The organism is Saccharopolyspora endophytica, assembly GCF_018070075.1.
Taxonomy (GTDB): Bacteria; Actinomycetota; Actinomycetes; order Mycobacteriales; family Pseudonocardiaceae; genus Saccharopolyspora; species Saccharopolyspora endophytica.
This window is the reverse complement of the sequence record NZ_JAGPXE010000002.1, coordinates 622,094-646,877: the sequence shown is the minus strand read 5'-3', so window position 1 is coordinate 646,877 and position 24,784 is coordinate 622,094. Positions and strand designations below refer to the sequence as shown.

Sequence of the window (24,784 nt, the reverse complement as noted above, 5' to 3'; positions counted from 1 at the left end):
CCGAGCAGCTGCTGCGCACGCCGCTGTGCGACCTGACCGGTGTGCGCCACCCGATCGTGCAGACGGGCATGGGCTGGGTGGCCGGGCCGAGCCTGGTCTCGGCGACGGCGAACGCGGGCGGTCTGGGCGTGCTGGCCTCGGCGACGATGACGTTGCCGCAGCTCACCGACGCGGTCCGCGAGGTCAAGGAGCGCACCGGCGAGCCGTTCGGGGTGAACCTGCGCGCCGACGCCGGCGACGCGGAGGAGCGCGTCGACCTGCTCATCCGCGAGGGCGTGAAGGTGGCCTCGTTCGCGCTCGCGCCGTCGCAGCGGCTCATCGGCAAGCTCAAGGACGCCGGGGTCGTGGTGATCCCGTCCATCGGCGCCCGCAGGCACGCCGAGAAGGTCGCGGCGTGGGGCGCGGACGCGGTGCTGGTGCAGGGCGGCGAGGGCGGCGGGCACACCGGCGCGGTGGCCACGACCCTGCTGCTGCCGCAGGTGGTGGACGCGGTGGACATCCCGGTCATCGCCGCGGGCGGGTTCTTCGACGGCCGCGGCCTGGCCGCCGCGCTGTGCTACGGCGCGGCGGGGGTGGCGATGGGGACCCGCTTCCTGCTCACCACCGACAGCCGGGTCCCCGACGAGGTCAAGCGCTCCTACCTGGAGGCGCAGGTCGGCGACACAGTCGTCACGTCCGAGGTGGACGGTCTGCCGCACCGGATGCTGCGCACCGATCTCACCGAGTCCGCCGAGTCGCGGGGCCTGCTCCGGCGTCTTCCCGACGCGCTGCGCCAGGCGGTGGCGTTCAAGTCGCTCACCGGCATGACCTGGCGGCAGCTCGTCACCGACGGGCTGGCCATGCGCAAGGCCCAGAAGCTCCCGCTGCACCGCGTCCTGCTGGCCGCCAACACTCCGATGCTCATCAAATCGGCCCTGGTCGACGGCCACCCGGAAGCCGGCGTCCTCCCCGCAGGCCAGGTCGTCGGCATGATCGACGAGCTCCCCAGCTGCGAGAAGCTGATCGACACCCTCATCACGGAGGCCCGCGACACCCTCCGCCGGACCGGCGCGCTCAGCGCCTGATTCGAATTTCGCGCGAAATTCGACCGCGAAAGTTCGCACTCGAATTTCGCGCGAAATTCGAATCCCCCCACGCGGCCGGGTGTGTTGGTGCTGGTCAGCGGGTGACGATGCCGTCGCAGAGGATGTTGATGTACTGGTCCGCGATGGACTTGATGCTCAGCTTCCCGTTGGGGTTGAACCAGTGGACCGTGGTCCACACGGTGTCGCGGATGAAGCGGTAGGTGAGCTTGGCGTTGAGGTCTTCCCGGAAGACCCCGCTCTTCTGCCCTTCCTGGAGGACCTTCAGCCAGGTCTTCTCGAACTCGTCGGCCACGCCGGGCAGGTAGTCGAAGCGCTCGAACTGGGCCAGGTAGTTGGCCTCGTTCTGGAAGATCGCGATCGCGGCCGGGTGCTGGCGCAGCGCCGCGTAGGACCGCTTGATCAGCTCGGTCAGCGCGGTGCGCGGGTCCTCGGCCTCCTCGATGATCTTGGCGTTGGCCTGCCGCTGGTCGTCGAGGAACTCGCGCAGGATCTCGTCCACCATCGCCTCCTTGGAGTCGAAGTGGTGGTAGAGGCTGCCGGAGAGGATGCCCGCGGCGTCGGCGATGTCGCGGACCGTGGTCGCGAGGAACCCACGGGTGGCGAACAGCTCGCCGGCGATGGCGAGCAGTTCGGCTCGGCGTTCGGAGCCGTTCTCCCGCGCCGGGCGGTTGCGTGCGGACAAGCGCTTGGTCGAGACCACGAGACCATCCTCTCAAAGCCGCCGCGGCGTTGCGCGCCGGAGGGTCATGGGTGCTGGTTGGAGACCGAGATGACCTCGCCGGTGAGATAGGTCGAGTAGTCCGAGGCGAGGAAGACGATCACGTTGGCGATCTCCCACGGCTCGGCGGAGCGGCCGAACGCCTCGCGCTGGGTGAGCGTGGCCAGCAGGTCGTCGGAGGTGACCTTGGCCAGGTTCTCGTGCATCACCAGGCTCGGGGCCACGGCGTTGATCCGGACGCCGAGCTCGGCGGCGTCCATCGCGGCGCAGCGGGTCAGGGCCATGACCCCGGCCTTGGCGGCCGCGTAGTGGGACTGCCCGGCCTGCGCCCGCCAGCCGACGACGGAGGCGTTGTTGACCACGACACCGGGGTTTCCCTGGTCGCGGAAGAGCCGGGTCGCGGCGCGCGTGCAGCGGAAGGTGCCGCCGAGGGTGACATCGACGACCTTGTCCCACTGCTCGTCGGTCATCTCCAGGATCGAGGCCGTGCCGCCCAGGCCGGCGTTGTTGACCACCACGTCGACCTGACCGAAGGTGCTGGTCGCGGTGTCGAACATGCGCTGCACCTGGGACTCGTCGGTGACGTCGCAGGCCACCGAGGCGACCTTGGCGCCGGGCAGCTCGGCGAGTTCCGCGCAGGTCTCGGCGAGCCGGCGCTCGTGCCGGTCGCTGATGAGCACCTGGGCGCCCTCTTCGAGCATCCGGCGCGCGACCGCCGAGCCGATTCCGGTGCCTGCCGCGGCGGTGACCACCGCGGTCTTGCCGTTGAGCAGTCCGTGCGCGGGCGGTGCCTGGGTCATCGGGTGCCCTCCTGAGGTCGGGGTTCGCGCGGCAGGCCGAGCACCCGCTCGGCGATGATGTTGCGCTGGATCTCGTTGGAGCCGCCGTAGATCGTGTCGGCGCGGGTGAACAGGAACAGCCGCTGACGGCTGTCGAGGTCGTAGGGCGCACCCTGGGCGACGAGCCCGTCGGGGCCGGCGACCGCCATGGCGAGCTCACCGAGCTCGCGGTGGAAGTTCGACCACAGCAGCTTGACCACCGACGATTCGGGACCGGGCGGCCCTTCGGCGCCGAGCAGCCGGAACACGGTGCAGCGCAGGGCTTCCAGGTCGGTCCAGGCGCGGGCGATGCGGTCGCGCAGCAGCGGGTCGTCGAGGGCGCCGTTGGCGCGGGCCTGCTCGGTGATCTCGGCGAGCTCGCGGCGGAAGACGACCTGCTGATCGACGGTTCCGATGCCGCGCTCGAACCCGAGCGTGCCCATCGCGACCTTCCAGCCCTGCCCGACCTCGCCGACGACGTGCCCGGCCGCGGTGCGGGCGTCGTCGAAGAACACCTCGTTGAACTCCGAGGTGCCGGTGAGCTGCACGATCGGGCGCACCCGGATGCCGGGCTGGTCCATCGGCACCAGGAAGTAGGACAGCCCCTGGTGGCGGCGCTGTTCTGAGTCGGTGCGGGCGAGCACGAAGCACCAGTCGGCGACGTGCGCCATCGACGTCCACACCTTCTGGCCGTTGAGCACCCACTCGTCGCCCTCCAAGCGGGCGGTGGTGGCGACGTTGGCGAGGTCGGAGCCCGCGCCGGGCTCGGAGTAGCCCTGGCACCACAGCTCGCGCGCGCCGACGATCTCGGGCAGGAACCGCTTCTGCTGCTCGGGGCTGCCGAAAGCCATCAGCGTGGGCCCGAGCAGTTCCTCGCCGATGTGGCCGACGCGCACCGGTGCCTGCGCGCGGGCGTACTCCTCGTGGAAGATGACCTGCTGGCCGACGCCGGCTTCGCGCCCGCCGAACTCCCGGGGCCACCCCAGGCACGTCCACCCGTGCTCGGCGAGCAGCCGGTCCCACGCGAGCCGCACGTCGAATCCCTCGTGCTCGCGCCCGGGCCCGCCGAGTCCGCGCGCTTCGGCGAACTCGCCGGTCAGGTTCTCGGACAACCACTGCCGGACTTCGCGGCGGAAGGCCGCTTCCTCGGCGCTGTCGGTGAGGTCCACAACCGCCTCCTCGGCGTCGTTCCCGCGTCGGCACTCTACCAAGCACTTGCTTGTTCGGCTAACCTCGACGTGCCGCAATCGCAAGGCCGAGCTAGGAGCGCCCGATGGCAGCAGAACGAGGGGTCGTCCACTACGAGGTCCGCGACCAGGTCGCCGTGGTGACGATGAACCGGCCCGACTACCGCAACGCCCAGAACTCGGTGATGACCTACGCGCTCGACGACGCCTTCTACCGTGCCTGCGAGGACGACCGGGTCAAGGTGATCGTGCTGGCCGGCGAGGGCAAGCACTTCTCCGCCGGTCACGACATCGGGTCTCCCGAACGCGACATCGACGTCAGCTACCCCCGCCGGGCGGGCCTGTGGTGGGACCACACCAAGCACACCGGCGGCGAGTCGCGCTTCGCCCGCGAGCAGGAGGTCTACCTGGGCATGTGCCGCCGCTGGCGCGAGATGCCCAAGCCCGCCATCGCCTCCGTGCAGGGCGCGTGCGTGGCCGGCGGCCTGATGCTGGCGTGGGTGTGCGACCTGATCGTCGCCAGCGACGACGCGTTCTTCGCCGATCCCGTGGTGAAGATGGGCATCCCCGGAGTGGAGTACTTCGCCCACCCGTGGATGCTCGGACCGCGGATCGCCAAGGAGTTCCTGTTCACCGGCAAGCGGATGAGCGCGCAGCGGGCCTACGAGATCGGCATGGTCAACCAGGTGGTGCCGCGCGAGGAGCTCTCCGACACGACGATGAGCCTCGCCGACACCGTCGCGGAGATGCCGATGTTCGGGCTGTCGCTGACCAAGAAGGCGATCAACCAGGCCGAGGACCTGATGGGCATGCACAACGGCATGGACTCCGCGTTCGGGCTGCACCACTTCGCCCACGCGCACAACGCCGAGGTCGGCAAGGACTCCCTGGCGGGCATGGACGCGCGCAGCATGAAGAAGTCCAACCAGGAACGTGGGTGAGCCGTGGATCTGGAGTTCTCGCAGACCGATCTGGCCTTCCGCGACGAGGTGCGGGCGTGGCTGCGCGAGCACGTGCCCGCCGAACCGCTGCCATCACTGGAGACCGCTGAGGGATTCGCCGCGCACCGCGAGTGGGAGCAGCTGCTGCACTCGGCGGGGTTGTCGGTGGTGTCGTGGCCCGAGGAGTTCGGCGGTCGCGGCGCATCGCTGCTGCAGTGGGTGATCTTCGAGGAGGAGTACTACGCCGCCGGAGCACCCGGTCGCGTCAGCCAGAACGGCATCTTCCTGCTGGCCCCCACGCTCTTCGAGCACGGCACCGACCAGCAGAAGCAGCGCTACCTGCCGCGGATGGCCACCGCGGAGGACATCTGGGCGCAGGCGTGGTCCGAACCCGAAGCGGGCAGCGACCTGGCCGGGATCCGCTCGACCGCGCGCCGCGTCGACGGCGGCTGGCTGCTCAGCGGCAACAAGACGTGGAGTTCACGCGCGGCGTTCGCCGACATCGCCTTCGGACTGTTCCGCAGCGACCCGGACGCGCCCCGGCACAAGGGCCTGACCTACTTCCTGTTCCCGCTGGACGCGCCCGGGGTCACGGTCCGGCCGATCCAGCGGATCGACGGCAAACCCGCCTTCGCCGAGCTGTTCCTCGACGAGGTCTTCGTCCCCGACGCCGACGTGCTGGGCGGGGTCGGCGACGGCTGGCGGGTCGCGATGAGCACGGCCAGCAACGAACGCGGGCTCACGCTGCGCAGTCCGGGCCGGTTCCTGGCCACCGCGCGGAAGCTGACCGAGCTGCCCGGCGGGCTCGACGACGACCGGGTGGTCGACGCGTGGGTGTCCGCGCAGGCGTACCGGCTCGCGACGTTCGAGACGGTGACCAAGGTGCTCGACGGCGCCGGGCTGGGCGCCGGGGCGAGCCTGAACAAGATCTTCTGGTCCGAAATGGACACCTCGATGCACGAAACCGCCTGGGACCTGCTGGGACCGGAGGCGGAGACGAGCTCGTGGGTCGAGGGGTACCTGTTCTCGCTGGCCGGCCCGATCTACGCCGGGACCAACGAGGTCCAGCGCAACATCGCCGCCGAGCGGGTGCTCGGACTGCCGAGGGGGTCGCGATGAGATTCGTGCTCGAATCCGAGCAGCAGGACATGGCCGACACCCTGCGCGCCATGTTCACCGCCGCCGACGTGCCGACCATCGCCCGCTCCTGGGCCGACGGGGACGGCGAGAGCTGGCTCAAGCTGTGGCGAAGCCTCGCCGACCTCGGCGTCACCGGTGTGACGCTGCCGGAGGAGCGCGGCGGACTCGGGCTCGGCCCGGTCGAACTGGCTCTCTGCCTGCAGGAATGCGGCTACGCCGGACTGCCGGGACCGGTGATCGAGTCGCTGGCGTTCCTCCCGGCGCTGCTGCCGGACCTCACCGCCGACACCAAGGTGCGCACCGCGATCGTCGAGCAGCACGTTCCGCACGCTCTCGACGCCGACCTCGCCGACGAGGTCTACGCGTGTGGACCGGGATCGAACCGCCTCCTGTCGCCGATCTCGTTGCAGCGGAGGGATTCCTTCGACGCCGCACGCCGGTTGTTCGACGTCGAGGGCCCCGGCGAGGAGATCCCCGGCGCGGACTTCGAGCGGGCCTTCGACGTCGCGGTGCTGGGCTGCGCCGCCTACCTGCTCGGACTGGGACACCGGATGCTCGACCTGGCCACCGAGCACGTCAAGCAGCGACAGCAGTTCGGGCGTCCGGTCGGCGAGTTCCAGGCGGTCAAGCACCACCTGGCGAACGCGCTGCTCAAGCTGGAGTTCGCCCGTCCGCTCATCCGCGGCGCCGCCCTGTCGGCGGGCTCCGCGCACGGCGGTCGCGACGCCTCGGCGGCCAAGCTCGCCGCGGCCGACGCCACCCACCTGACCAGCCGCATCGCCCTGCAGGTCCACGGCGCCATCGGCTACACCGCCGAGCACGACCTGCACCGCCACCTCACCAAGACCGCGGCCCTGCGCCAGTCCTGGGGCACCCCCACCTGGCACCGCCGTCGCATCGCCCGATCCCTCACCGCAGACCCGGACACCGCCATCGGAAGCCCCTGACCCGAGCGGGTTCGACGTGGATGAGCATCTGAGCTGGGAGGTTGTTGTGCGGTTTGCTTTCACCGAGGAGCAGGACGAGTTGCGCGAGGTCGTGCGGCGGTTGCTGGACCGGCGGGGTGGACCGGAGGTCCGGGAGCCCGATGTCGTGGCCGAGGGGTACGACCAGGAGGTGTGGGCGCAGCTCGCCGAGCAGGTCGGGGCGCACTCGCTGGGAATCCCGGAGGAGTTCGGAGGTGGCGGGTTCAGCCTGCTGGAGACGCTGATCGTGGTGGAGGAGCTGGGCCGGCGGTTGTCGGACATCCCGTTCCTGGGCAGCGCGGTCCTGGCCTCCGAAGCGGTGCTGGCCACGGGCGATCGGGCGGCGTGCGAGCGGCTGCTGCCGGGGATCGCCTCGGGCGAGCAGGTGGTGTCCCTCGCCTGGGCTGAGCCCGACACCGGCTGGGCGCGTGACGGTTTCCGCACGAAGGCCCGAAGCGACGGCGACGCCTGGCTGCTCGACGGGCGCAAGGTGCACGTGCTCGACGGGGCGCAGGCCGACACCGTCCTGGTGCTGGCCACCGCCGACGGACGACCCGCGCTGTTCGAAGTCGCCGAGCCCAGGACCACCGCCACCACTCCCCTGGACCTGACCCGCCGGATGGCCGAGATCGACCTCGCCGCCACCCCCGCCCGCCTGCTGGGACACCCGCCGGTGCAGCGCATCGTCGACGTCGCCGCAGCGGCGGTGGCCGCGGAATCGGTCGGAGCCGCTCAGCGCTGGCTGCACGAGACGGTGGAGTACACCAAGATGCGGACTCAGTTCGGCCGCCCGATCGGCTCGTTCCAAGCGCTCAAGCACCGGCTGGCCGACTGCTACGTGGCCGTGGAGTCCGCGCGCTCGCTGTCCTACGCGGCTTCCTGGTCGGTGTCCACTCAGGACGATCGGGCGAGCGAACTGGCGGCGATGGCCAAGTCCGCGTGCACCGAGGCCTACTACGCGATCGCCGCCGAAGGGGTGCAGCTGCACGGTGGCATCGGGATCACCTGGGAGCACGAAGCGCATCTGCACCTCAAGCGCGCCCACTCCGCGACCCGGCTGTTCGGCACCCCGAGCACCCACCGAGCAAAGCTGCTGACCGCCTAGGAACGATGTGGAGGTCGTCGCCTTGCTCGGTGGTGCGGGTGGCGGAACCTGCGCGGCTCCGCGCGCCACGCCTCGAGCCTTCGACCTAGGAGAGCCGGACCACCGCGCGGGCCTGGGCCAGGACCTCGACTCCGCCGGAGGTGGCTGAGAGTTCCACCACCGCGCGGTTGCCGTCGAGCTTCTCCGTCACCTGGCCGGCGACCTCGACCTCGACGCCGGTGTCGTCGTCGGGGACGACCACGGGCTTGGCGAACCGCACGCCGTACTCCTCGACCGCGCCGGGGTCACCGACCCAGTCGGTGACCAGCCGAGCGGCCTCGGCCATCGTGAGCATGCCGTGCGCGATGACGTCCGGCAGCCCGGCCGACTTGGCGATCCGCTCGTTCCAGTGGATGGTGTTGAAATCGCCGGAGGCACCGCAGTAGCGCACCAGCGTCAGCCGCTGGATGGGATAGCGCTGCGGAGGGATCTCCGTGCCGACCTCGACCTGGTCGAAAGCCACGCTCGCAGCCACGGTCACTGCCCTCCCTCTGCGGTCCCACGAGAGATGATCGTGTTGACCGCTGTTCCGACCACGTCGCCGTGGACGTCGACGATGTCGGTCTCGATGCGCACCAGCTCGTTGCGGCCCGCGTCGCGGATCTCCACGATCCGGCCCTTCGTGCTGAGGACGTCACCGGCGCGGATGGGGCGCCGGTAGCTGAACTTCTGCTCGCCGTGCACCACCATCCGGTAGTTCAGCCCGAAGTCCGGGCGCAGGATCGGGTTCTTCTCCGACGCCGCGCCCGTGGCCACGATGCCGAAGGTCGGCGGCGCGATCACGTCCGGATGCCCGAGCGCGCGAGCCGCCGCCCGATCGCGGTAGGCCGGGTTGGGGTCACCGATCGCGTCGGCGAACTCGCGGATCTTGCCGCGGGTGACCTCGTAGGCCTCGTCGGAGGCGAACTCGAACCCGACGTAGTCCCTGTTGATCGCCACACTTCCTCCTACTCACCACCGGAGCGGCTCGCACCGCCGGGCGAAGCGTTGCCCTGGAAGCGGTTCACAGCCGCTCGATGATGGTGACGTTGGCGGTGCCCCCGCCCTCGCACATGGTCTGCAGGCCGTACTTCCCGCCGGTGCGCTCCAGCTCGTTGAGCATGGTGGTCATCAGCTTCGCGCCGGTGGCGCCGAGCGGGTGGCCGAGCGCGATGGCGCCGCCGTTGGGGTTGACCTTGGCGGGATCGATGTCGATCTCCTTCTGCCAGGCCAGGACGACGCTGGCGAAGGCCTCGTTGATCTCCACCACGTCGATCTCCGACGCCGCGATGCCGGCCTTGTCCAGCGCGTGCTTGGTGGCCGGGATCGGCGCGGTCAGCATCTTCACCGGGTCGTCGCCGCGCACGCTCATGTGCCGGATGCGGGCGCGCGGGGTCAGCCCGTGCTCGCGGACGGCCTGCTCGGAAGCCACCAGCAGCGCCGCCGATCCGTCCGAGATCTGGCTGGCCACACCGGCGGTGAGGCGGCCGCCGTCGGTGAGGGTCTTGAGCCCGGCCAGCTTGTCCTTGCCGGTGTCGCGCCGCGGCCCCTCGTCGTGCTCGACGCCGGCCAGCGGTGCGGTCTCGCGGTCGAAGTGCCCGCCGTCGATGGCGGCGAGGGCGCGGAGGTGGCTGCGCAGCGCGAACTCCTCCATCTCCTCGCGGGAGATGTCCCACTGCTCGGCGATGAGCTCGGCGCCGCGGAACTGGGTGACGACCTCGTCGCCGTAGCGCTTGGCCCAGCCCTCCGATCCGCAGTCGGGCCCGTAGGCGCGGGGGAAACCGAGCTGGTCGGACCCGCGCAGCGAGCTGCCGATCGGGATGGCGGTCATGTTCTGCACACCGCCCGCGACCACCAGGTCGTTGACGCCGGACATCACCGCCTGGGCGGCGAAGTGCACCGCCTGCTGCGAGGAACCGCACTGGCGGTCCACGGTGACGCCGGGGACGTGCTCGGGGTAGCCGGCCGCGAGCCACCCGGTGCGGCCGATGTTGCCCGCCTGCGCACCGACGGTGTCGACGCAGCCCCAGATCACGTCGTCGACCCCCGCCGGGTCGATTCCGGTGCGGTCCACGAGGTTCTGCAGCACGTGCGCGGACAGGTCCGCCGGGTGAACCCCGCTGAGCCCGCCGCCGCGCTTGCCTACCGGCGTGCGAACCGCGTCGATGATGTAAGCCTCCGCCATGAGGAGTCCCTTCCGTCGGCACCAGTGGCCAGCTCGAGAGTAGTCTCGGCGAGACGCGAAAAACAAGCAAGCGTTTGGTTGCACCGAACCCGCCCGCGTTCGCCCTGCGAACGGCCCCTGCAATCACTTTCCGTGATCGACTGGTAGCTCTCCGCTGTGTTAAAGTCTGGCGAATTGCGCGTGCACGTGCAGACGAGCTGCGACGAACGATCTGGGGGCTTCAGATGCCTTCGTCAGAACAGGTCGGCGAACCCGACCCGAGCATGTGGTTGCGCCAGTTGGTGCTGCGGGGGTTTCAACTCATGCCACCGGTGCGCGACGGCACCGGCGAGCTGGAGGCGCTGATCTACGTGCGCCCGCACGGTGACGTCATCGACATCGTCGAGGTCCTGGCCGAAGACCACGTCCGCGCCGCACGAGTACCGCGCCGCGGCGAGATCCGCACCGACGACAACGCGGCCTACTGGCGCACGACCGGCAACGTCGTCGACGTCGTGGACGAGGTGCTGGCCCTGCCGAAACCGCTGATCCGGGCCTGAGGAGCCGGACCGCTAGCGGGCTTCGCGGCTGCCCACTGGGGTTTCCGCCGCCCGCAGTTCGTTGAGGCGGTAGTTGGCCTGCGCCGCGAGGTGCTCGCCCGCGCCGAGGACACGCTCGTAGGCTTGGCGGGCTCCGGCCAGGTCGCCGCGCCGGTGCAGCGCCTCACCCAGGCTCAGCACGGCCTCCGGGGCCGGCTCCGGGGCGCCGATCTCGACCGCGCAGCGCAGGTAGACCAGCGCCGAGTCCGGGTCGTCGTCGGCCAGCAGCGCCGAACCCGTTTCCTGCGCCCATTCCGCGACGTGAGCTTCGGGCACCACCGCGGTCATCCGCCGCAGCGTGTCGGCGGCCTCCAGGTGGTCGCCGTGGCCGCGCTGCTCGTCGAGGACGACGCGCACGTTGTTCAGCGCGTCCTCCCCCAGCTCCGCCTCGGGCACGTGCGTCGCGGCCCTGACGAACGCGTGCACCGCACCCGGCAGGTCACCGGTCTCGTACCGGATCAGGCCGATCCCGAAATCGCCTCGCGCGGCCAGTTCCGGGTCCTCGCAGTTGCTGATGCGCTCGAAGTGGCGCTGCGCGGCGTCCCGGTCGCCGTCCTCCAGCAGCAGTTCGCCGAGGCGGCTGCGCGCGGAGTCGGAGTGCACCGGAACTCCCAGCGCCACCGCGCGTTCCAGCCATCGCGCGGTCTCGGAGCGCTCCTCGGCGCGGTCGGCGAGCAGCAGGTGCGACAGGACCGCGGTGGAGGGGTCTTCCGATTCGGCGGCGCGCAGCAGCATCTCGGCTGATTCGGGCGCGGACTCGCCGACGGCGCGGATGCGGCGTTGCAGCGCCATGCCGAAGATCTCGGGCGATTCGGCATCGCGCTCGGTCTCGTCCCAGGTCCGCTTGGCCTCGGCGGCCTCACCGACCCGGTGCTGCAGGTGGCCCAGCAGCACACCGGCCTCCACCGCCGCGGTCCCGGCGCCTTCGGTCTTGGCGTGGCGGGCGACGGCGATCGCGCCGTTGAGGTCGTGCACGCGGATCAGCAGCTGGGCCATCAGGACCCCGGCGCGCGCTATGGCGGCGGGTTCACCGGTGCGGATCGCGCGGCGGTACCAGCTCAGCGCGATGGCGTTCTCGCCCCGCTCATCGGCGAGCTTGCCCAGCGCTATGTGCGCCTTGGGCAGCGCGGTGCGGTGGCCGTGGTCGGCGACCAGGCGGAAGAACGCGGGCGCGTCCGAGCCGCCCGCCGCCTGCGACCGGCGGCCGAAGTCCAGCCCCAGTTCGGAGCAGATGCGCGCGTCCTCGTCACCGGCGTCGGCGAGGACGCGGGCAGCGGCGGCCAGATCGGTCCAGGCCGCGCACCAGAAGTCGGCGATCGGCTCGGAACCGTAGTGCTCGGCCACCGCGCTGCGCGCGGCGTCCACCTCGCCCTCGCGCAGCAGCCGGTGCGCGCGTTCCTCGGCGGATTCCTCCTCCCCAGCAGGGGTTTCCGGCTCCGGGAGGGTGGCCCGGATCTCGGTGAGCCGCGCGGCGGCCTCCTCCGACCTGCCGACGCCGGCTGCGGCGACCTCGGCGAGCAGTTCGGCCGCGTGCTCGGGTTTTCCGGCGCGCTGCAGCAGATCGGCCGTGCTGACCTTCGCGACGGCGGCTTCCTCCGGGTCCGAGCCTTCGGCCGCCCGGCGCCAGGCGTCCAGCGCGCCGTCGGCGTCGCCCTCCTCGTCGCGCATCGCGCCGAGGAGCAGCAGGGCGCGCTGGCGCAGTTCGACGTGCCCGGACTCGGCGATCAGCCGCAGCGCCCAGTCGGTGAACTCCGGGACGCCGCGCCGCCGGTAGCAGTGCGCGAGGTCGAGGCAGAGCCGGCTGACGGTGAAGAGCGGTTCGTCCTCGTCGGCGAGCCACATGAAGCTCGCGCGCGCCGGTTCGAGCTCCTGGCGCAGCGCGCGCATCGCGAACACCGACGCGGGAGCCACCGTCGAGGACGAGCCCGCGGCGCGGGTGAACATCTCCAGCGCCAGGTCCAGGCGGTCGTTGTCGACGTGGTGCTCGCCGAGCAGGAACGCCGCGCGCGGGCCGTACTCGGAGTGCCCGCTGGCGGCGGTGCGCTGGTAGAGGTCGATCAGCGCCTCGTTGCGCTCCAGCGTCCGGTAGATCAGCGACAGCTTGCCGAACACGTCGCCGAGGATCGCCGGATGCCGGGTGGCCAGCGCGGTCTCGAACGCGGCGATGGTGCCGTCCGGGTCACCCTGCTCCATGAGCAGCTCGCCCAGCCTGCTGGCGGCCCACGGCCGCAGCGCGGGGTGGCCCTCGTCGACGACGCGCTGCAGCAACCGGCGGGCCTGCTCCTGGTCGTCGCCGAGCAGCATTTCCTCGGCCAGCGCGTAGCGCGCGGCGGTGGCGCACAGCTTGTTCGGCGACTCGGCGAGCCGCGCGAGGACCTCCACCGGGGTGTCCTCACCGCGTTCGGCGCGGGTGGCCTCGGCGAGCTCGCGCACCGAGGGTTCCGCACCTGCGAGCAGGGCGTCCACTTCGGACTCGTCGTCGCGTTCCACGCGCAGCAGCACGGGAAGCACGCCTCGGGCGGCGGGTTCGTCGAGCAGCGCGTCGATGAACGCGGCGTGCCGCGCGTCCGGCCCGGTGCCGGTGGCCGCGAGGCGGCGCAGCAGCTCCCGGGCGCGGCCGGGATCGCCCAGCGCGGCTTCGGCGATGGCCAGCGAAACCTGCGCGCGCGCAGCGGTGTCGGAGTCGCCGTCGACGAGGAGCTGGTAGGCCTCGCGGGCGGCGGTGATGTCACCGGAGGCAGCGGCCTGCCGCGCGCGCCGCTCCAGCTCGGCGGGGTCGACGGGCTCGGCGGCCTCGGGTTCGATGGGCGGGATGACCAGCTGCGCGGTGTCCTCGACGTCGGATGCTTCGGAGTCCATCATGGACAGAGCCAGTGCCGCTTCGTGCGCGACGGTGGCGTCCTCGGCCTCGGCGGCCAGCCGGAACGCCTCCGCCGCCGCTGCCTCGTCGCCCTGGTCGTACCGCAGCACGCCGACGTGGTAGGCGGCGCGCGGCGCCTTGTCCGGGTGCCCGGAGGCCACGACCTGGTTGAACGTCTCGATCGCGGCCTCGACCTCGCCGGTGTCGCGCTGCAGCTCGGCCAGCACGCCCAGCGCTTCCAGGCCGTAGCGCGGGTGGCGGCTGTCGATGACCCGCTGCAGCACCTCGCGGGCCTGCGGGATCCGATCCGTCCGGCGCAGTTGCAGGCTCAGCTGGATCAGCGCCCGCAGCCGCACGCTGGGGCGCGGGTCCTGCGCGGCGCGCTCGTAGGCCCGCGCGGCCCCGGCCGGGTCGTCGAGCGCCACCAGCACGCCGCCGCGCAGCACGTGACCCCAGGCGAGGTGCTCGGGATGGCCGAGCTCGATGATCTGCTCGGCGAGCCGCCGGGTGACGTCGGTGTCGTCGACGTGCAGCGCGTAGAGCTTGCCCGCGCCGAGCGAGCCGTAGTGCGGGTGACCGCTGTCGAGCAGCTTGCGCAGCAGCGGTTCGGCGTCGTGGTCGCGTCCCTGCTCCAGCATCGCCAGCGCGCGCTGGTAGGCGATCTGCAGGAACTCGGTCCCCTCGGTGCGCTCGGGCGGGAGGTTGAGCTGCTGGGCGGCTTCGACCACGGCGGGATCGCCGCAGGACAGCGCGCGGGTGCGGGCCTCGCGGGCGCCGGCGATGTCGCCGAGCTGTTGGAGCACCTGGGCCAGCAGGACGTCGGCGCGGCCGGCCTCGTCGGGTTCGGCGCCTTCGGTGGCGAAGCGCAGCAGCACCTGGGCGGTGGGCAGTTCCCCGGTGTTGAGCAGCAGGTGCCCGAGGGCGAGGGCGGCGGCCTGGGCGTGCACGGGATGACCGGAGTCGATCACTCGTTGGTAGACGTCGCGGGCGGCGGCGAGGGCGTCGTTCTCGGTGAGGATCGCCCCGAGCATCAGGCCGGCTTGAGCGGCCGCTTCGTAGTCGCCTTCCTCCAGCACGGTGCGTAACGCCTGCGCAGCGGCGTCGTGATCACTGTCGAGCAGCAGCTGCCTCGCTCGCGTGACCTCTTGCTCCCACCGTGACATTCCGCCGCGCCCTCCGATCGGGTGATCGCCGAGGACGAGAATATCGCCCTCGGGGCGCGTGCAGACCGGCCGCGGCCACCTTTCCCCCGCACGCGCGAAAGAAGCGGGCCGCCCATGCGATGGACGACCCGCTCCCAGGAATTGCGCGCTCGGTCAGCTGGCGAGCTGCTTGAGGCGCTCGAAGCCTTCCTTGTACTGGTTGATGTCGGTGTTGCCGCCGATTCCGGCGACCTTGCCCTTGTCGGTGTACTGCCAGAAGTCCCAGTCCTGGAAGCCCTTGGGCACCGTGGGGCTGTCGACCTCGTAGGCGGCCAACCACAGGTCGTGGTCCTTGAACGTGTCCGTGCTGCCCATGCACTGCTTCCAGAAGGACGGGTTCGCGTAGATGATCGGGTCCTTGCCGGTGCGCTGCTTGACCGTGTCGTTGAACGACTTGGTCCACTGGTGCATCTGGTCGACGCTCATGCCGTAGCAGCTGCCGCCGTTGGGGTCGACCTCGAGGTCGAGCACCGGAGGCAGGGTCTTGCCGTCGTTCTTGTAGTCGATGATGTCCAGGAATCGGTTGGCCTGGGTCGCACCGTCGGAGTCGTCAGGCCGCGCGAAGTGGTAGGCACCCGCGATCAGGCCCGCGTCCTTGGCACCGTGGTACTGCTCGGAGTACTTCGGGTTGGAGAAGTCGGTGCCGTCGCTGGCGAGCACGAAGGTGAACTTCTTGTTGTCGGCGGCGACCTTCTTCCAGTCGATGTTCCCGTTGTGGTTGGAAACGTCGATGCCTTCGACCGGCGGGCCCAGCGGGGCGTCCTGCTTGGCCTCACCGGACTGGGCTTCGGCCTCGGACTTGGTCTCCGCGCGGGTCTGCGGCGGGTCGGCCTTCTTCTGCTCGATCGGTGCGGCCATCGCGGCCGCTTCGACGTCGGGCTCCTCGTTACCACCGGCGACGCCGCCGATGATCAGACCGACGATGCCCACGGCGGCGATACCGGCGCCCACCTGCATGGAGCGCTGCCGGGAAGCGGACTTGACGGACTCGGGGACGTGCGGAGCAACCCTCTCCCGGAGGCGCCGCACGGCGGGTGCGTCCAGCACGCGCTGGAGCAGAGCGTTGTCGGCTCCCTCAGCCTTGGCGTGCCACCCTCGCTCGTTCGCCTCGTGCTTCGGGGTCGAGGCGTGGTCGTTGCTTTCGGGGGATCTGCTGTGGTCGGGGGTCTCGGGTTTCACGAGCCCCACACTCCGCGACGGAGAGTGGTCTGCCATCGAGGTTTATACCTAGACGACTACCTAGTTTCACCCTATCGGGTATCAATGCCCACATATTCGGTTACGCACCGTCAGACGCCCCCCAGAGCGTGCCGGAATCCTAACCACAGCACCACCCCGTCCCGGCAGGCCCCCGGCACGTCCGGGCGCGCTCCGTCATCGAGCACTGCGCGTGACCGCGCGGCGCAGCGGAGCCCCGATCGCGACGAGCAGGGCCAGCACCGCCACGCCCCAGAGCGTGATGGCGATCGGGCCCGAGACCAGGATCGACAGGTCGCCTTCCGAGATGGTCAGCGCCCGGCGCAGCTGCTGTTCGGCGATCGGCCCCAGGATCAGGCCGACCACCGCCGGGGCGACCGGGATGTCCGCCTGGCGCATCAGGAGCCCCAGCAGCCCCAGCGCGCACAGGACCACCAGGTCGACCGTCGTGCCACCGGCGGCGTAAGTGCCCAGCGCGGCGAACACCAGCACCCCGGCGTAGATGCCGTAGGCCGGGATCGTCAGCAGCTTCGCCCACATCCGCACCAGCGGGAGGTTGAGCACCAGCAGCATCAGGTTCCCGATGTAGAGGCTCGCGATGAGCGTCCACACCAGCGGTCCGGACTCCTCGAACAGCTCCGGCCCCGGTTGCAGCCCGTAGGACTGGAAGGCGGTGAGGATGACCGCCGCCGTCGCCGAGGTCGGCAACCCGATCGTCAGCAGCGGCACCAGCACGCCCGCCGAGGCGGCGTTGTTGGCCGCCTCCGGGCCGGCCACGCCCTCGATCGCGCCGTGCCCGAACTCCTCGGGGTGCTTGGTGAGCCGCTTCTCCACGCTGTAGCTCAGGAACGTCGGCACCTCCGCTCCCCCGGCGGGCAGGCTGCCGATCGGGAAGCCCAGCGCCGTCCCGCGCAGCCACGCCGGCCAGGAACGCAACAGGTCGGAGCGCGACAGCACGACGCGGTCGCGCAGCGGTTGCACCGTCGAGGAGCCGGTCCCGCTGAGCAGGTGCCCGAAGGACTCGCTGAGCGCGAACAGCGCGATCACCACGATGACGACGTCGATGCCGTCCAGCAGCGAGTCCACGCCGAAGGTCAGCCGGGGCTGCCCGGTCTGCGAGTCGATGCCCACCAGACCGACCGCCACCCCGACCAGCAGGCTCGCGACCCCTTTGAGCAGGTCGGGACCGAGCAGCGCGCTGACGGTCACGAACGCCACGGCCATCAGCGCCACGTACTCCGGTGGCCCGAAGCTGGTGGCGAACCCGGCGACCACGGGCGCCAGGAACGTCAGGCCGAGCGTGCCGATGGTCCCGGCCACGAAGCTGCCGAGCGCAGCAGTGGCCAGCGCGGAGGCGGCGCGTCCGGCGCGCGCCATCTTGTTGCCCTCCAGCGCGGAGACCATCGAGGCGCTCTCACCGGGGGTGTTGAGCAGGATCGAGGTCGTCGACCCGCCGTACATGCCGCCGTAGTAGATGCCGGCGAACAGGATGAGCGCGCTGGAGGCCTCCAGCCGGAAGGTGATCGGCAGCAGCAGCGCCACGGTCAGCGCCGGACCGATGCCGGGCAGCACTCCCACGGCCGTGCCGATGGTCACGCCCACCAGCGCCCACAGCAGGTGTCCCGGGGTGAGGGCGTTGGCGAATCCGTCGAGAAGCAGTCCGATCTGTTCCATCTAGAAGCCCCAAGGTCCGCTGGGCAGGCTCAATCCGATGAGCCGGTCGAAGACGAAGAACACGGCCGCGGCCAGCGCCCACCCGTAGGCGAGCAGCACCCAGCGGCGCGGAGCGCCGAGCAGCAGCGCGGCACCGACGAACAACCCGGTCGCGGTGAGCACGTAGCCGACCAGCGGCAGCAGCAGCGCGAACGCGAGCAGCACCGCGACCAGCGCGACCACCCGCCACCAGGCGCCGGGGAGCTCCGCGCGCGGGGCTCCGGGGAGCCGGATCTTGGCCTGCACCAGCAGGCCGATCCCGACCGCGCCGAGCAGCACCGCGACCATCACCGGCATCGCGGCCGGTCCCATCGCCGAGCTCTCGTCCGGCAGCCGCGTCGCGTCGACGATGATCACCACTGCGCCCAGCAGCATCAGCGCCCCGAACAGGCCGGTGGAGAACGCGGTTCGACGGTCCTGCACGGCCATCACCCCAACCCGATCTTGCCGAGCACGTCGGACACGCGGTCCTGCTCGGCGCGGAGGAAGGTCTCGAACTCGGGGCCACCGAGGGTCGCGTCGCCCCAGCCCTCTTCGGCCAGCGTCTCGCGCCACTTCGGCGACCGGGTCATCTCCAGCAACGCCTGCTCCAAAGCCCGTTCCTGCTCAGCGGAAATGCCCTTCGGTGCGACGACTCCGCGCCAGTTGTCCAGCTCCACGTCCAGGCCGCGCTCGGTGAGCGTCGGCACGTCGGGCAGCGTCGGCGCCCGCTGCGCGCTGGAGACCGCCAGCGCCCGCATCTGCCCGGAGGTGATCTGCGGTTCGAGCTCGGAGACGCCGGAGATCGCGACGGTGGCCCGCCCGGACAGCGCTGTGCTGAGCAGTTCACCGCCACCGGAGTGCGCGACGTAGGACAGCTGCGCCGGATCGGCACCGACGGCCTGGGCGAGCATGCCGGCGAGGATGTGCTCGGCTCCCCCGGCCGATCCGCCCGCGATGGACACCCCGCGCAGATCGCCCCGCATCCGGGTGGTGAGGTCCGACAGCGACCGGATCGGCGAATCCTGCGGCACCGCGATGACTTCGGCGTCGGTGGTCAGCCGGATCAGCGGTGTGGTGTCGTCGAGCGAGACCGGTGAGTCGTTGGCCTTGACGGCGCCGACCATGATCAGCCCGGTCGCCATCAGCTGGGCCGGATCACCTCGGTAGCGCACGAACTGGCTGAGCCCGATCGTCCCGCCCGCGCCGGTGACGTTGTAGACCTCGGTGCGGCCCACGCTGTCCTGCAACGAGCTCTGCATCTCGCGCGCCGTCTGGTCCCAGCCGCCGCCGGGCGCGGCCGGTGCCATCAACCGCAACTGCCGGTCGCCGAGCACCTGCGCCACGGGGCTGCCGTGCCGCTGCTCGGCCGGGGCGGCGGCGACCACCGCTCCGGTGAGCAGCACCGCCACCACCCACGGGATCACCTTCGTCGGAGAGTGCCGCATTGTTCGCCTCGTTCAACGCCGAGCGGACTGTCCACAACTGTATACAGTCCCGCCACGCCTGAGACAAGGGTCACAGGATCTCGAAATCGGCACGCCCCGACGGATCGTCGGAGCACCCCGGCCGACCCGACACGCCGAGCCGAGTGGCACGGTTGCGCTGGTGTCCCTTCGGGCACAATGCTCGATCGGATCTGGCGAAGATCGCAGAGAAGGCGGAACCAGGAAACGTGACGACTGTTCATCAGAAGATCGCCGAGGAGCTCGGGGTCCGCGAAGGCCAGGTGGCCTCTGCTGTCGAGTTGCTCGACGGCGGGTCGACCGTGCCCTTCATCGCGCGCTACCGGAAGGAAGTGACCGGGGCGCTCGACGACGCCCAGCTGCGCACGCTCGAAGAACGGCTGCGCTACCTGCGCGAGCTCGACGAGCGGCGCGCCACGGTGCTGGAGTCGATCCGCTCGCAGGGCAAGCTCAGCGACGAGCTCGAAACCCAGATCAACGCCGCCGATTCCAAGGCGCGGCTGGAGGACATCTACCTCCCCTACAAGCCCAAGCGGCGCACCAAGGCCCAGATCGCCATCGAGGCCGGTCTGGAACCCCTCGCCGACCAGCTGCTGGCGGATCCGAGCAACGATCCGCAGACCACCGCCGAGGGTTTCGTGGACGCCGACAAGGGCGTCGCCGACACCCAGGCCGCGCTGGACGGCGCCCGCTCGATCCTCGTGGAGCGCTTCTCCGAGGACGCCGACCTGATCGGTGAGCTGCGCGAGCAGGTGTGGACCCGCGGCCGGGTCGTCTCCAAGGTCCGCGAGGGCAAGGAGGAGGAAGGCGCGAAGTTCGCCGACTACTTCGACTTCGACGAGCCCTTCACCGCGCTGCCCTCGCACCGCATCCTGGCGCTGTTCCGCGGTGAGAACGAGGACGCGCTGGAGCTCTCGCTGGAGCCCGACGACGGCACGCCGGTCGAGGGCCCGACCTCCTACGAGCTGCGGATCGCCCAGCAGTTCACCATCTCCGCGCAGGGCCGCCCGGCCGACAAGTGGCTGTCCGACGTGGTCCGCTGGGCCTGGCGCACGCGGATCCTGACCCGGCTGAGCGTGGACCTGCGGCTGCGGCTGCGCCAGCACGCCGAGGACGAGGCGGTGCGGGTGTTCGCGGCGAACCTGCGCGACCTGCTGCTGGCCGCCCCGGCCGGTTCCCGCGCCACGATGGGCCTGGACCCGGGCTACCGCACCGGCGTCAAGGTCGCGATCGTCGACGGCACCGGCAAGGTCGTGGCCACCGACACGATCTTCCCGCACCAGCCGCAGCGGCAGTGGGACCAGGCGCTGGCCAAGCTGGCCGCCCTCGCCCAGCAGCACGACGTCGACCTGATCGCCATCGGCAACGGCACCGCCTCGCGCGAGACCGACAAGCTGGCCGGTGAGCTGATCGGCAAGCACCCGGAGCTGGGGCTCAGCAAGGTCTCGGTCTCCGAGGCGGGCGCGTCGGTCTACTCGGCCTCCGCCTACGCCTCGCGGGAACTGCCGGACATGGACGTGTCGCTGCGCGGCGCGGTCTCGATCGCCCGCCGGCTGCAGGACCCGCTGGCCGAGCTGGTCAAGATCGACCCGAAGTCGATCGGCGTCGGCCAGTACCAGCACGACGTCTCGGAGTCGAAGCTGTCGCGCTCGCTGGACGCGGTGGTCGAGGACTGCGTGAACGCCGTCGGCGTGGACGTCAACACCGCGTCGGCTCCGCTGCTGACCCGGGTTTCCGGCATCAGCGAGACCCTCGCGGAGAACATCGTCGGTCACCGCGACGGCAACGGCCCGTTCCGCAACCGCAAGGCGCTCAAGGACGTGGCCCGCCTGGGTCCGAAGGCGTTCGAGCAGTGCGCCGGCTTCCTGCGGATCCCCGACGGCGACGACCCGCTGGACTCCTCCGCGGTGCACCCCGAGGCCTACCCGGTCGTGCACCGGATCCTGGAGCGCACCCAGAGCGAGATCGACGGGCTGATCGGCAACGCGAAGATGCTGGGACAGCTGAGCCCGCAGGACTTCGTGGACGAGCAGTTCGGTCTGCCGACGGTCAGCGACATCCTCTCCGAGCTCGACAAGCCGGGCCGCGACCCGCGTCCGGAGTTCAAGACCGCGACCTTCGCCGAGGGCGTGGAGAAGATCGCCGACCTCCAGCAGGGCATGACGCTGGAGGGCGTGGTCACCAACGTCGCCGCCTTCGGCGCGTTCGTGGACGTCGGTGTGCACCAGGACGGTCTGGTGCACGTCTCGGCGATGTCGAAGAACTTCGTCAACGACCCGCACGACGTGGTCAAGTCCGGCGACATCGTCCGCGTCAAGGTCCTCGACGTCGACATCCCGCGCAAGCGGATCTCGCTGACGCTGCGGCTCGACGACGAGCCGGGCAAGGGCGGCAAGCCCGAGCGCGCCGAGCAGGGGGCGCGCAACGGCGGCGGCCGGGGCAACGCCCCGCGCAACGGCGGCGGGAACGGCGGAGGCGGCAACCGCGGCGGCGGTGGCGGTGGCGGTGGCAACCGCAACGGCGGCGGCAAGCAGAACCGCGGTGGCGGAGGCCGTCAGCGCAACGACGCCCCCAGCGGCGCGATGGCAGATGCCCTGCGCAAGGCGGGTTTCGGCAAGAACTGACGCCGAGTTCTCGAAGGGGCCCCTCCGAATCGCTTCGGAGGGGCCCCTTCGCACGTCACCGGTCGAAACGCCCGGCCTTGACCGCCATCACGAACGATCTCCACTGCTCGGCCGAAGCGGTGAGGTGGTCGTCCAGGCGGTGCGCCGAACTCCGCACCGCAACACCGAATCTCGAAGTACCGACCTCGACGCGGGAACTCACGTTCTGAGACCGCGACGAAGCTCGCCAACCGGCCGGGTTCGCTGTCATGTTCTCGCGCCTTCCAGCTCATCGAGGATCGCGACCAAAATCCGTTGTCTCACACGGACCGATCACCAGTCCAAGAAGGGTAGACGTCGGGTTCCGCCATACCGCCACTTCCTCGGGGCCGAACGACACCGAGAGCCGTCAGGACCGCGAACTGAACCGATCTTGTGACGCGGACTACGTCCACGCTCGAGCGGAGAACGGGGGTGCGAGCGGCATCCGGGCCGCTCAGCTCTTCGCCGCCTCCCGGCTGCCCTCCGGGACGCTGCCCTGGGCCATGACATCGGCCATGCGCTCGCCGACGACGGCGGGGATCAGCCGTTCAGCGGAACGGATCGCCGCGGCCTGCAGCGCGTTGAACACCAGCGGCCGGAGCCGGTCGATGACGTCGCTGTAGAAGGGCGTCGCCTCCTCCACGGTCGACACGCGCGTGACGACGTGCCTGCGGACCAGGTCGGCGAGGTCGTCGCCGAGCCCGTCGACCTTCCTCAGCATGTCCTCGGCGATCGTCAGCGTTTCATCGAGCGGAATGCCGAGGGCCACCATCTCCGCGGCGGCGTCGTAGAGCAGCGGGCTCGTGGTGACGAAGCCGCGTCCGCGCCGCTCCAGGATCCCCAGGGCGATGACGCGCTTGATCGCGCTCGGGGTGATCTGCGAGCCGAACTTCTTGTGCAGCTCCCCCAGGGTCACCGATCGCGGTTCCTCCATCGCCCAGGTTCGGTCGGCGACGGCTTCCTCCAGACCGAGCACCTCACCGAGGCTGCGGCCGGACTCCCAGGCGCCGAGCATCTCCTTGATCTGGGCGAACGCGTACCCGCGCTCCAGCATGCTGATGATGAGCTTGAGCCGGGTCAGGTGCGCATCGGAGTAGATCGCCGTGCGCCCCTCCTTGCGCGGCGGTGGCAGGAGATCGCGGTCCTGGTAGACGCGCACGTTGCGCACCGTCGTTCCCGCGGTCCGGGCGAGGTCGTCGATCCGATAGTCCACCACCTCGCACAGTGTAGTAACTCCGCGCAAGGCTCGCCGATGCCCGTGCCCTGCGCACATTCGGTCGCACAGCGGAAGAATTCCGCTGCGGCGGTCGTTCGTCGTCGCGGGTCTCCCGGGGGTTGTGCGGCCGAACGGGAACCGAGCGCTCGATACCGCGTTCCAGCAGCGAATCACGAAGTGGCCCGGCCGAACGCTCGCGTTCGACCGGGCCACGAAGGAGGTGGCGTCTTCGGGGGTTAGACGTCCACCTTCTCCCCCTCCTGGGGTTCCTGGAGGTTCGCCTCGCGCTTGGGCAGGAGGCGAGCCAGCAAGGGCCAGACGAGGATCACCGCGACGATGCAGTAGACCGTGATCGAGAACGGCGTGTTGACCAGGCCGCTGAGGCTCCCGTCGCTGATCTGCAGCGCCCGGCGCATCTGCTGCTCCGACGTCGGTCCGAGGATCACCGCGATGATCGCGGGCAGGACCGGCAGGCCGTAGCGGCGCATGGCGAAGCCGATCAGGCCGATCACGAACAGCAGCAGCAGGTCCATCGGCTCACCGCCGACCGCGTACGCACCGACGCTGGCGAAGAACAGGATGCCCGCGTACAGGTACGGCCGCGGGATCTGCAGCAGCTTCGCCCAGACCGGCGCCAGCGGCAGGTTCAGCACCAGCAGCAGAACCGAACCGATGAACATGCTCGCGATCAGCGCCCAGACGAGCTCGGACTCCCGCGCGAACAGCAGCGGACCGGGCTGGATGCCGTACTGCTGGAAGGCCGCCAGCATGACCGCGGCCACCGCCGTGGTCGGCAGGCCCAGCGTCAGCATCGAGACCATGGTGCCCGCCGCCGACGCGCTCGCCGCGGCCTCCGGACCTGCCACGCCCTCGATCGCGCCCTTGCCGAACTCCTCGCGGTGCTTGGACAGCCGACGTTCGGCCACATAGGACAGGAACGTCGGGATCTCCGCGCCACCGGCCGGAATCGCGCCGAACGGGAACCCGATGAACGGGCCGCGCAGCCACGGCTTCCAGGTGCGCCGCACGTCCGAACCGGACAGCAGGGCACGGCCGACCGGGATCGGCGCGGCATTGCTGCGGCGCAGGTGCGCGGCGACCCAGAGAGACTCGCCGATGGCGAACAGGCCCACCGCGACGATGACGACGTCGATGCCGTCGGACAGGTGCAGCAGGCCGAAGGTCAGCCGCTGCTGGCCGGTCATCTCGTCCAGGCCGATGATCCCGATCGTCAAACCGATCAGCAGCGACGCGAAGCCGCGGATCCGGGACTTGCCCAGCACCGAGGTGATCGCGATGAACGCCAGCACGGTGATCGCCAGGTAGTCCGGCGCACCGATGTCCACCGCCAGCGAGGCCACGGTCGGCGCCAGCAGCACCAGCAGGGTCAGACCGACGATCGCGCCGATGAAGTGCCCGACGGCCGCGGTCGCGAGCGCCTGCGCGCCACGACCCTTGCGGGCCATCGGGTTTCCCTCCAGCGCCGCGATCACCGAGAAGCTCTCACCCGGCGTGTTCAGCAGGATCGACGTCGTCGACCCGCCGAACATGCCGCCGAAGTAGATGCCGGCGAACATGATGAACGCGCTCGTCGGCTCCAGCGCGTAGGTGACGGGCAGCAGCAGCGCCACCGCCATCGCCGGCCCGATGCCGGGCAGGACGCCGATCGCGGTGCCCAGCAGCACGCCGAGCGCCGCCCACACCAGGTTCATCGGAGTCAGCGCGGTGGCGAAACCGTCGAGCAGCAGGTTCAGCGATTCCATCTG

At 70.7% G+C, this 24,784-nt stretch carries 21 protein-coding genes; 7 read left to right on the top strand and 14 right to left on the bottom strand.

Annotation, left to right across the window (positions count from 1 at the left end; genetic code table 11):
- Positions 1 to 11 precede the first annotated feature (11 nt).
- Positions 12 to 1,064 carry an NAD(P)H-dependent flavin oxidoreductase gene (locus KBO27_RS07040; protein ID WP_210969273.1) on the top strand — a complete coding sequence of 351 codons (1,053 nt, stop codon included), beginning with the start codon at positions 12 to 14 and terminating at the stop codon, positions 1,062 to 1,064.
- Positions 1,065 to 1,158: 94 nt separating this feature from the next.
- Here KBO27_RS07040 and KBO27_RS07035 read toward each other — a convergent pair whose 3' ends face one another.
- Genes KBO27_RS07035 through KBO27_RS07025 form a run of 3 tightly spaced genes read right to left on the bottom strand, consistent with a single transcriptional unit; the run spans position 1,159 to position 3,790 of the window.
- On the bottom strand, positions 1,159 to 1,785 hold the full coding sequence (locus tag KBO27_RS07035) for a TetR/AcrR family transcriptional regulator (RefSeq protein WP_307870273.1): 627 nt from the start codon (positions 1,783 to 1,785) through the stop codon (positions 1,159 to 1,161).
- Positions 1,786 to 1,829: 44 nt separating this feature from the next.
- Positions 1,830 to 2,603, bottom strand: a complete 774-nt coding sequence (locus tag KBO27_RS07030) for an SDR family oxidoreductase (RefSeq protein ID WP_132678869.1) — start codon at positions 2,601 to 2,603, stop codon at positions 1,830 to 1,832.
- Positions 2,600 to 3,790 carry an acyl-CoA dehydrogenase family protein gene (locus tag KBO27_RS07025; RefSeq protein ID WP_210969101.1) on the bottom strand — a complete coding sequence of 397 codons (1,191 nt, stop codon included), beginning with the start codon at positions 3,788 to 3,790 and terminating at the stop codon, positions 2,600 to 2,602. Before KBO27_RS07025 ends, KBO27_RS07030 begins: the two co-directional genes overlap by 4 nt.
- Positions 3,791 to 3,894: 104 nt before the next feature.
- Here KBO27_RS07025 and KBO27_RS07020 point away from each other — a divergent pair, with 104 nt between their 5' ends.
- Genes KBO27_RS07020 through KBO27_RS07005 form a run of 4 tightly spaced genes read left to right on the top strand, consistent with a single transcriptional unit; the run spans position 3,895 to position 7,959 of the window.
- Positions 3,895 to 4,749, top strand: coding sequence for an enoyl-CoA hydratase (locus tag KBO27_RS07020; RefSeq protein WP_210969100.1), 855 nt, complete (start codon positions 3,895 to 3,897; stop codon positions 4,747 to 4,749).
- Between the two features lie 3 nt (positions 4,750 to 4,752).
- Positions 4,753 to 5,868, top strand: a complete 1,116-nt coding sequence (locus KBO27_RS07015; protein WP_210969099.1) for an acyl-CoA dehydrogenase family protein — start codon at positions 4,753 to 4,755, stop codon at positions 5,866 to 5,868.
- A complete protein-coding gene (locus tag KBO27_RS07010; protein WP_210969098.1) occupies positions 5,865 to 6,836 on the top strand; it encodes an acyl-CoA dehydrogenase family protein in 972 nt (323 codons plus the stop codon). The genes KBO27_RS07015 and KBO27_RS07010 overlap by 4 nt, the downstream gene beginning before the upstream one ends.
- Before the next feature lie 46 nt (positions 6,837 to 6,882).
- Entirely contained in the window at positions 6,883 to 7,959 is a 1,077-nt protein-coding gene (locus KBO27_RS07005; RefSeq protein WP_210969097.1) for an acyl-CoA dehydrogenase family protein, read from the top strand.
- Positions 7,960 to 8,044: 85 nt separating this feature from the next.
- Here KBO27_RS07005 and KBO27_RS07000 read toward each other — a convergent pair whose 3' ends face one another.
- From KBO27_RS07000 to KBO27_RS06990, 3 genes are all read right to left on the bottom strand, one after another.
- Complete coding sequence (locus tag KBO27_RS07000) at positions 8,045 to 8,473, bottom strand: MaoC family dehydratase (protein WP_210969096.1); 429 nt, start codon at positions 8,471 to 8,473, stop codon at positions 8,045 to 8,047.
- A gap of 2 nt (positions 8,474 to 8,475) precedes the next feature.
- Complete coding sequence (locus KBO27_RS06995) at positions 8,476 to 8,937, bottom strand: FAS1-like dehydratase domain-containing protein (RefSeq protein WP_210969095.1); 462 nt, start codon at positions 8,935 to 8,937, stop codon at positions 8,476 to 8,478.
- A 64-nt stretch (positions 8,938 to 9,001) separates the two neighbouring features.
- Positions 9,002 to 10,162: an acetyl-CoA C-acetyltransferase gene (locus tag KBO27_RS06990; protein WP_210969094.1), complete on the bottom strand. Its 1,161-nt coding sequence runs from the start codon at positions 10,160 to 10,162 to the stop codon at positions 9,002 to 9,004.
- A gap of 224 nt (positions 10,163 to 10,386) precedes the next feature.
- Here KBO27_RS06990 and KBO27_RS06985 point away from each other — a divergent pair, with 224 nt between their 5' ends.
- Entirely contained in the window at positions 10,387 to 10,701 is a 315-nt protein-coding gene (locus tag KBO27_RS06985; RefSeq protein ID WP_132678882.1) for a hypothetical protein, read from the top strand.
- 12 nt (positions 10,702 to 10,713) lie between these two features.
- Here the strand turns inward: KBO27_RS06985 and KBO27_RS06980 are convergent, their stop codons facing one another.
- From KBO27_RS06980 to KBO27_RS06960, 5 genes are all read right to left on the bottom strand, one after another.
- Positions 10,714 to 14,763 carry a tetratricopeptide repeat protein gene (locus KBO27_RS06980; RefSeq protein WP_210969093.1) on the bottom strand — a complete coding sequence of 1,350 codons (4,050 nt, stop codon included), beginning with the start codon at positions 14,761 to 14,763 and terminating at the stop codon, positions 10,714 to 10,716.
- A 153-nt stretch (positions 14,764 to 14,916) separates the two neighbouring features.
- Complete coding sequence (locus KBO27_RS06975) at positions 14,917 to 15,981, bottom strand: lysozyme (RefSeq protein ID WP_307870271.1); 1,065 nt, start codon at positions 15,979 to 15,981, stop codon at positions 14,917 to 14,919.
- 195 nt (positions 15,982 to 16,176) lie between these two features.
- Positions 16,177 to 17,673 carry a tripartite tricarboxylate transporter permease gene (locus KBO27_RS06970; protein WP_210969091.1) on the bottom strand — a complete coding sequence of 499 codons (1,497 nt, stop codon included), beginning with the start codon at positions 17,671 to 17,673 and terminating at the stop codon, positions 16,177 to 16,179.
- Positions 17,674 to 18,135, bottom strand: coding sequence for a tripartite tricarboxylate transporter TctB family protein (locus KBO27_RS06965; protein WP_210969090.1), 462 nt, complete (start codon positions 18,133 to 18,135; stop codon positions 17,674 to 17,676).
- Between the two features lie 5 nt (positions 18,136 to 18,140).
- Positions 18,141 to 19,139 (bottom strand): Bug family tripartite tricarboxylate transporter substrate binding protein, encoded by a 999-nt coding sequence (locus KBO27_RS06960; protein ID WP_210969089.1) that lies wholly within the window; start codon positions 19,137 to 19,139, stop codon positions 18,141 to 18,143.
- Positions 19,140 to 19,366: 227 nt separating this feature from the next.
- Here KBO27_RS06960 and KBO27_RS06955 point away from each other — a divergent pair, with 227 nt between their 5' ends.
- Positions 19,367 to 21,781 (top strand): Tex family protein, encoded by a 2,415-nt coding sequence (locus tag KBO27_RS06955; protein ID WP_307870270.1) that lies wholly within the window; start codon positions 19,367 to 19,369, stop codon positions 21,779 to 21,781.
- A gap of 55 nt (positions 21,782 to 21,836) precedes the next feature.
- Here the strand turns inward: KBO27_RS06955 and KBO27_RS06950 are convergent, their stop codons facing one another.
- From KBO27_RS06950 to KBO27_RS06940, 3 genes are all read right to left on the bottom strand, one after another.
- Positions 21,837 to 22,031, bottom strand: a complete 195-nt coding sequence (locus KBO27_RS06950) for a DUF397 domain-containing protein (protein WP_210969088.1) — start codon at positions 22,029 to 22,031, stop codon at positions 21,837 to 21,839.
- A gap of 225 nt (positions 22,032 to 22,256) precedes the next feature.
- Entirely contained in the window at positions 22,257 to 23,018 is a 762-nt protein-coding gene (locus KBO27_RS06945) for a MerR family transcriptional regulator (protein WP_210969087.1), read from the bottom strand.
- 236 nt (positions 23,019 to 23,254) lie between these two features.
- On the bottom strand, positions 23,255 to 24,781 hold the full coding sequence (locus tag KBO27_RS06940) for a tripartite tricarboxylate transporter permease (protein WP_210969086.1): 1,527 nt from the start codon (positions 24,779 to 24,781) through the stop codon (positions 23,255 to 23,257).
- Positions 24,782 to 24,784 lie beyond the last annotated feature (3 nt).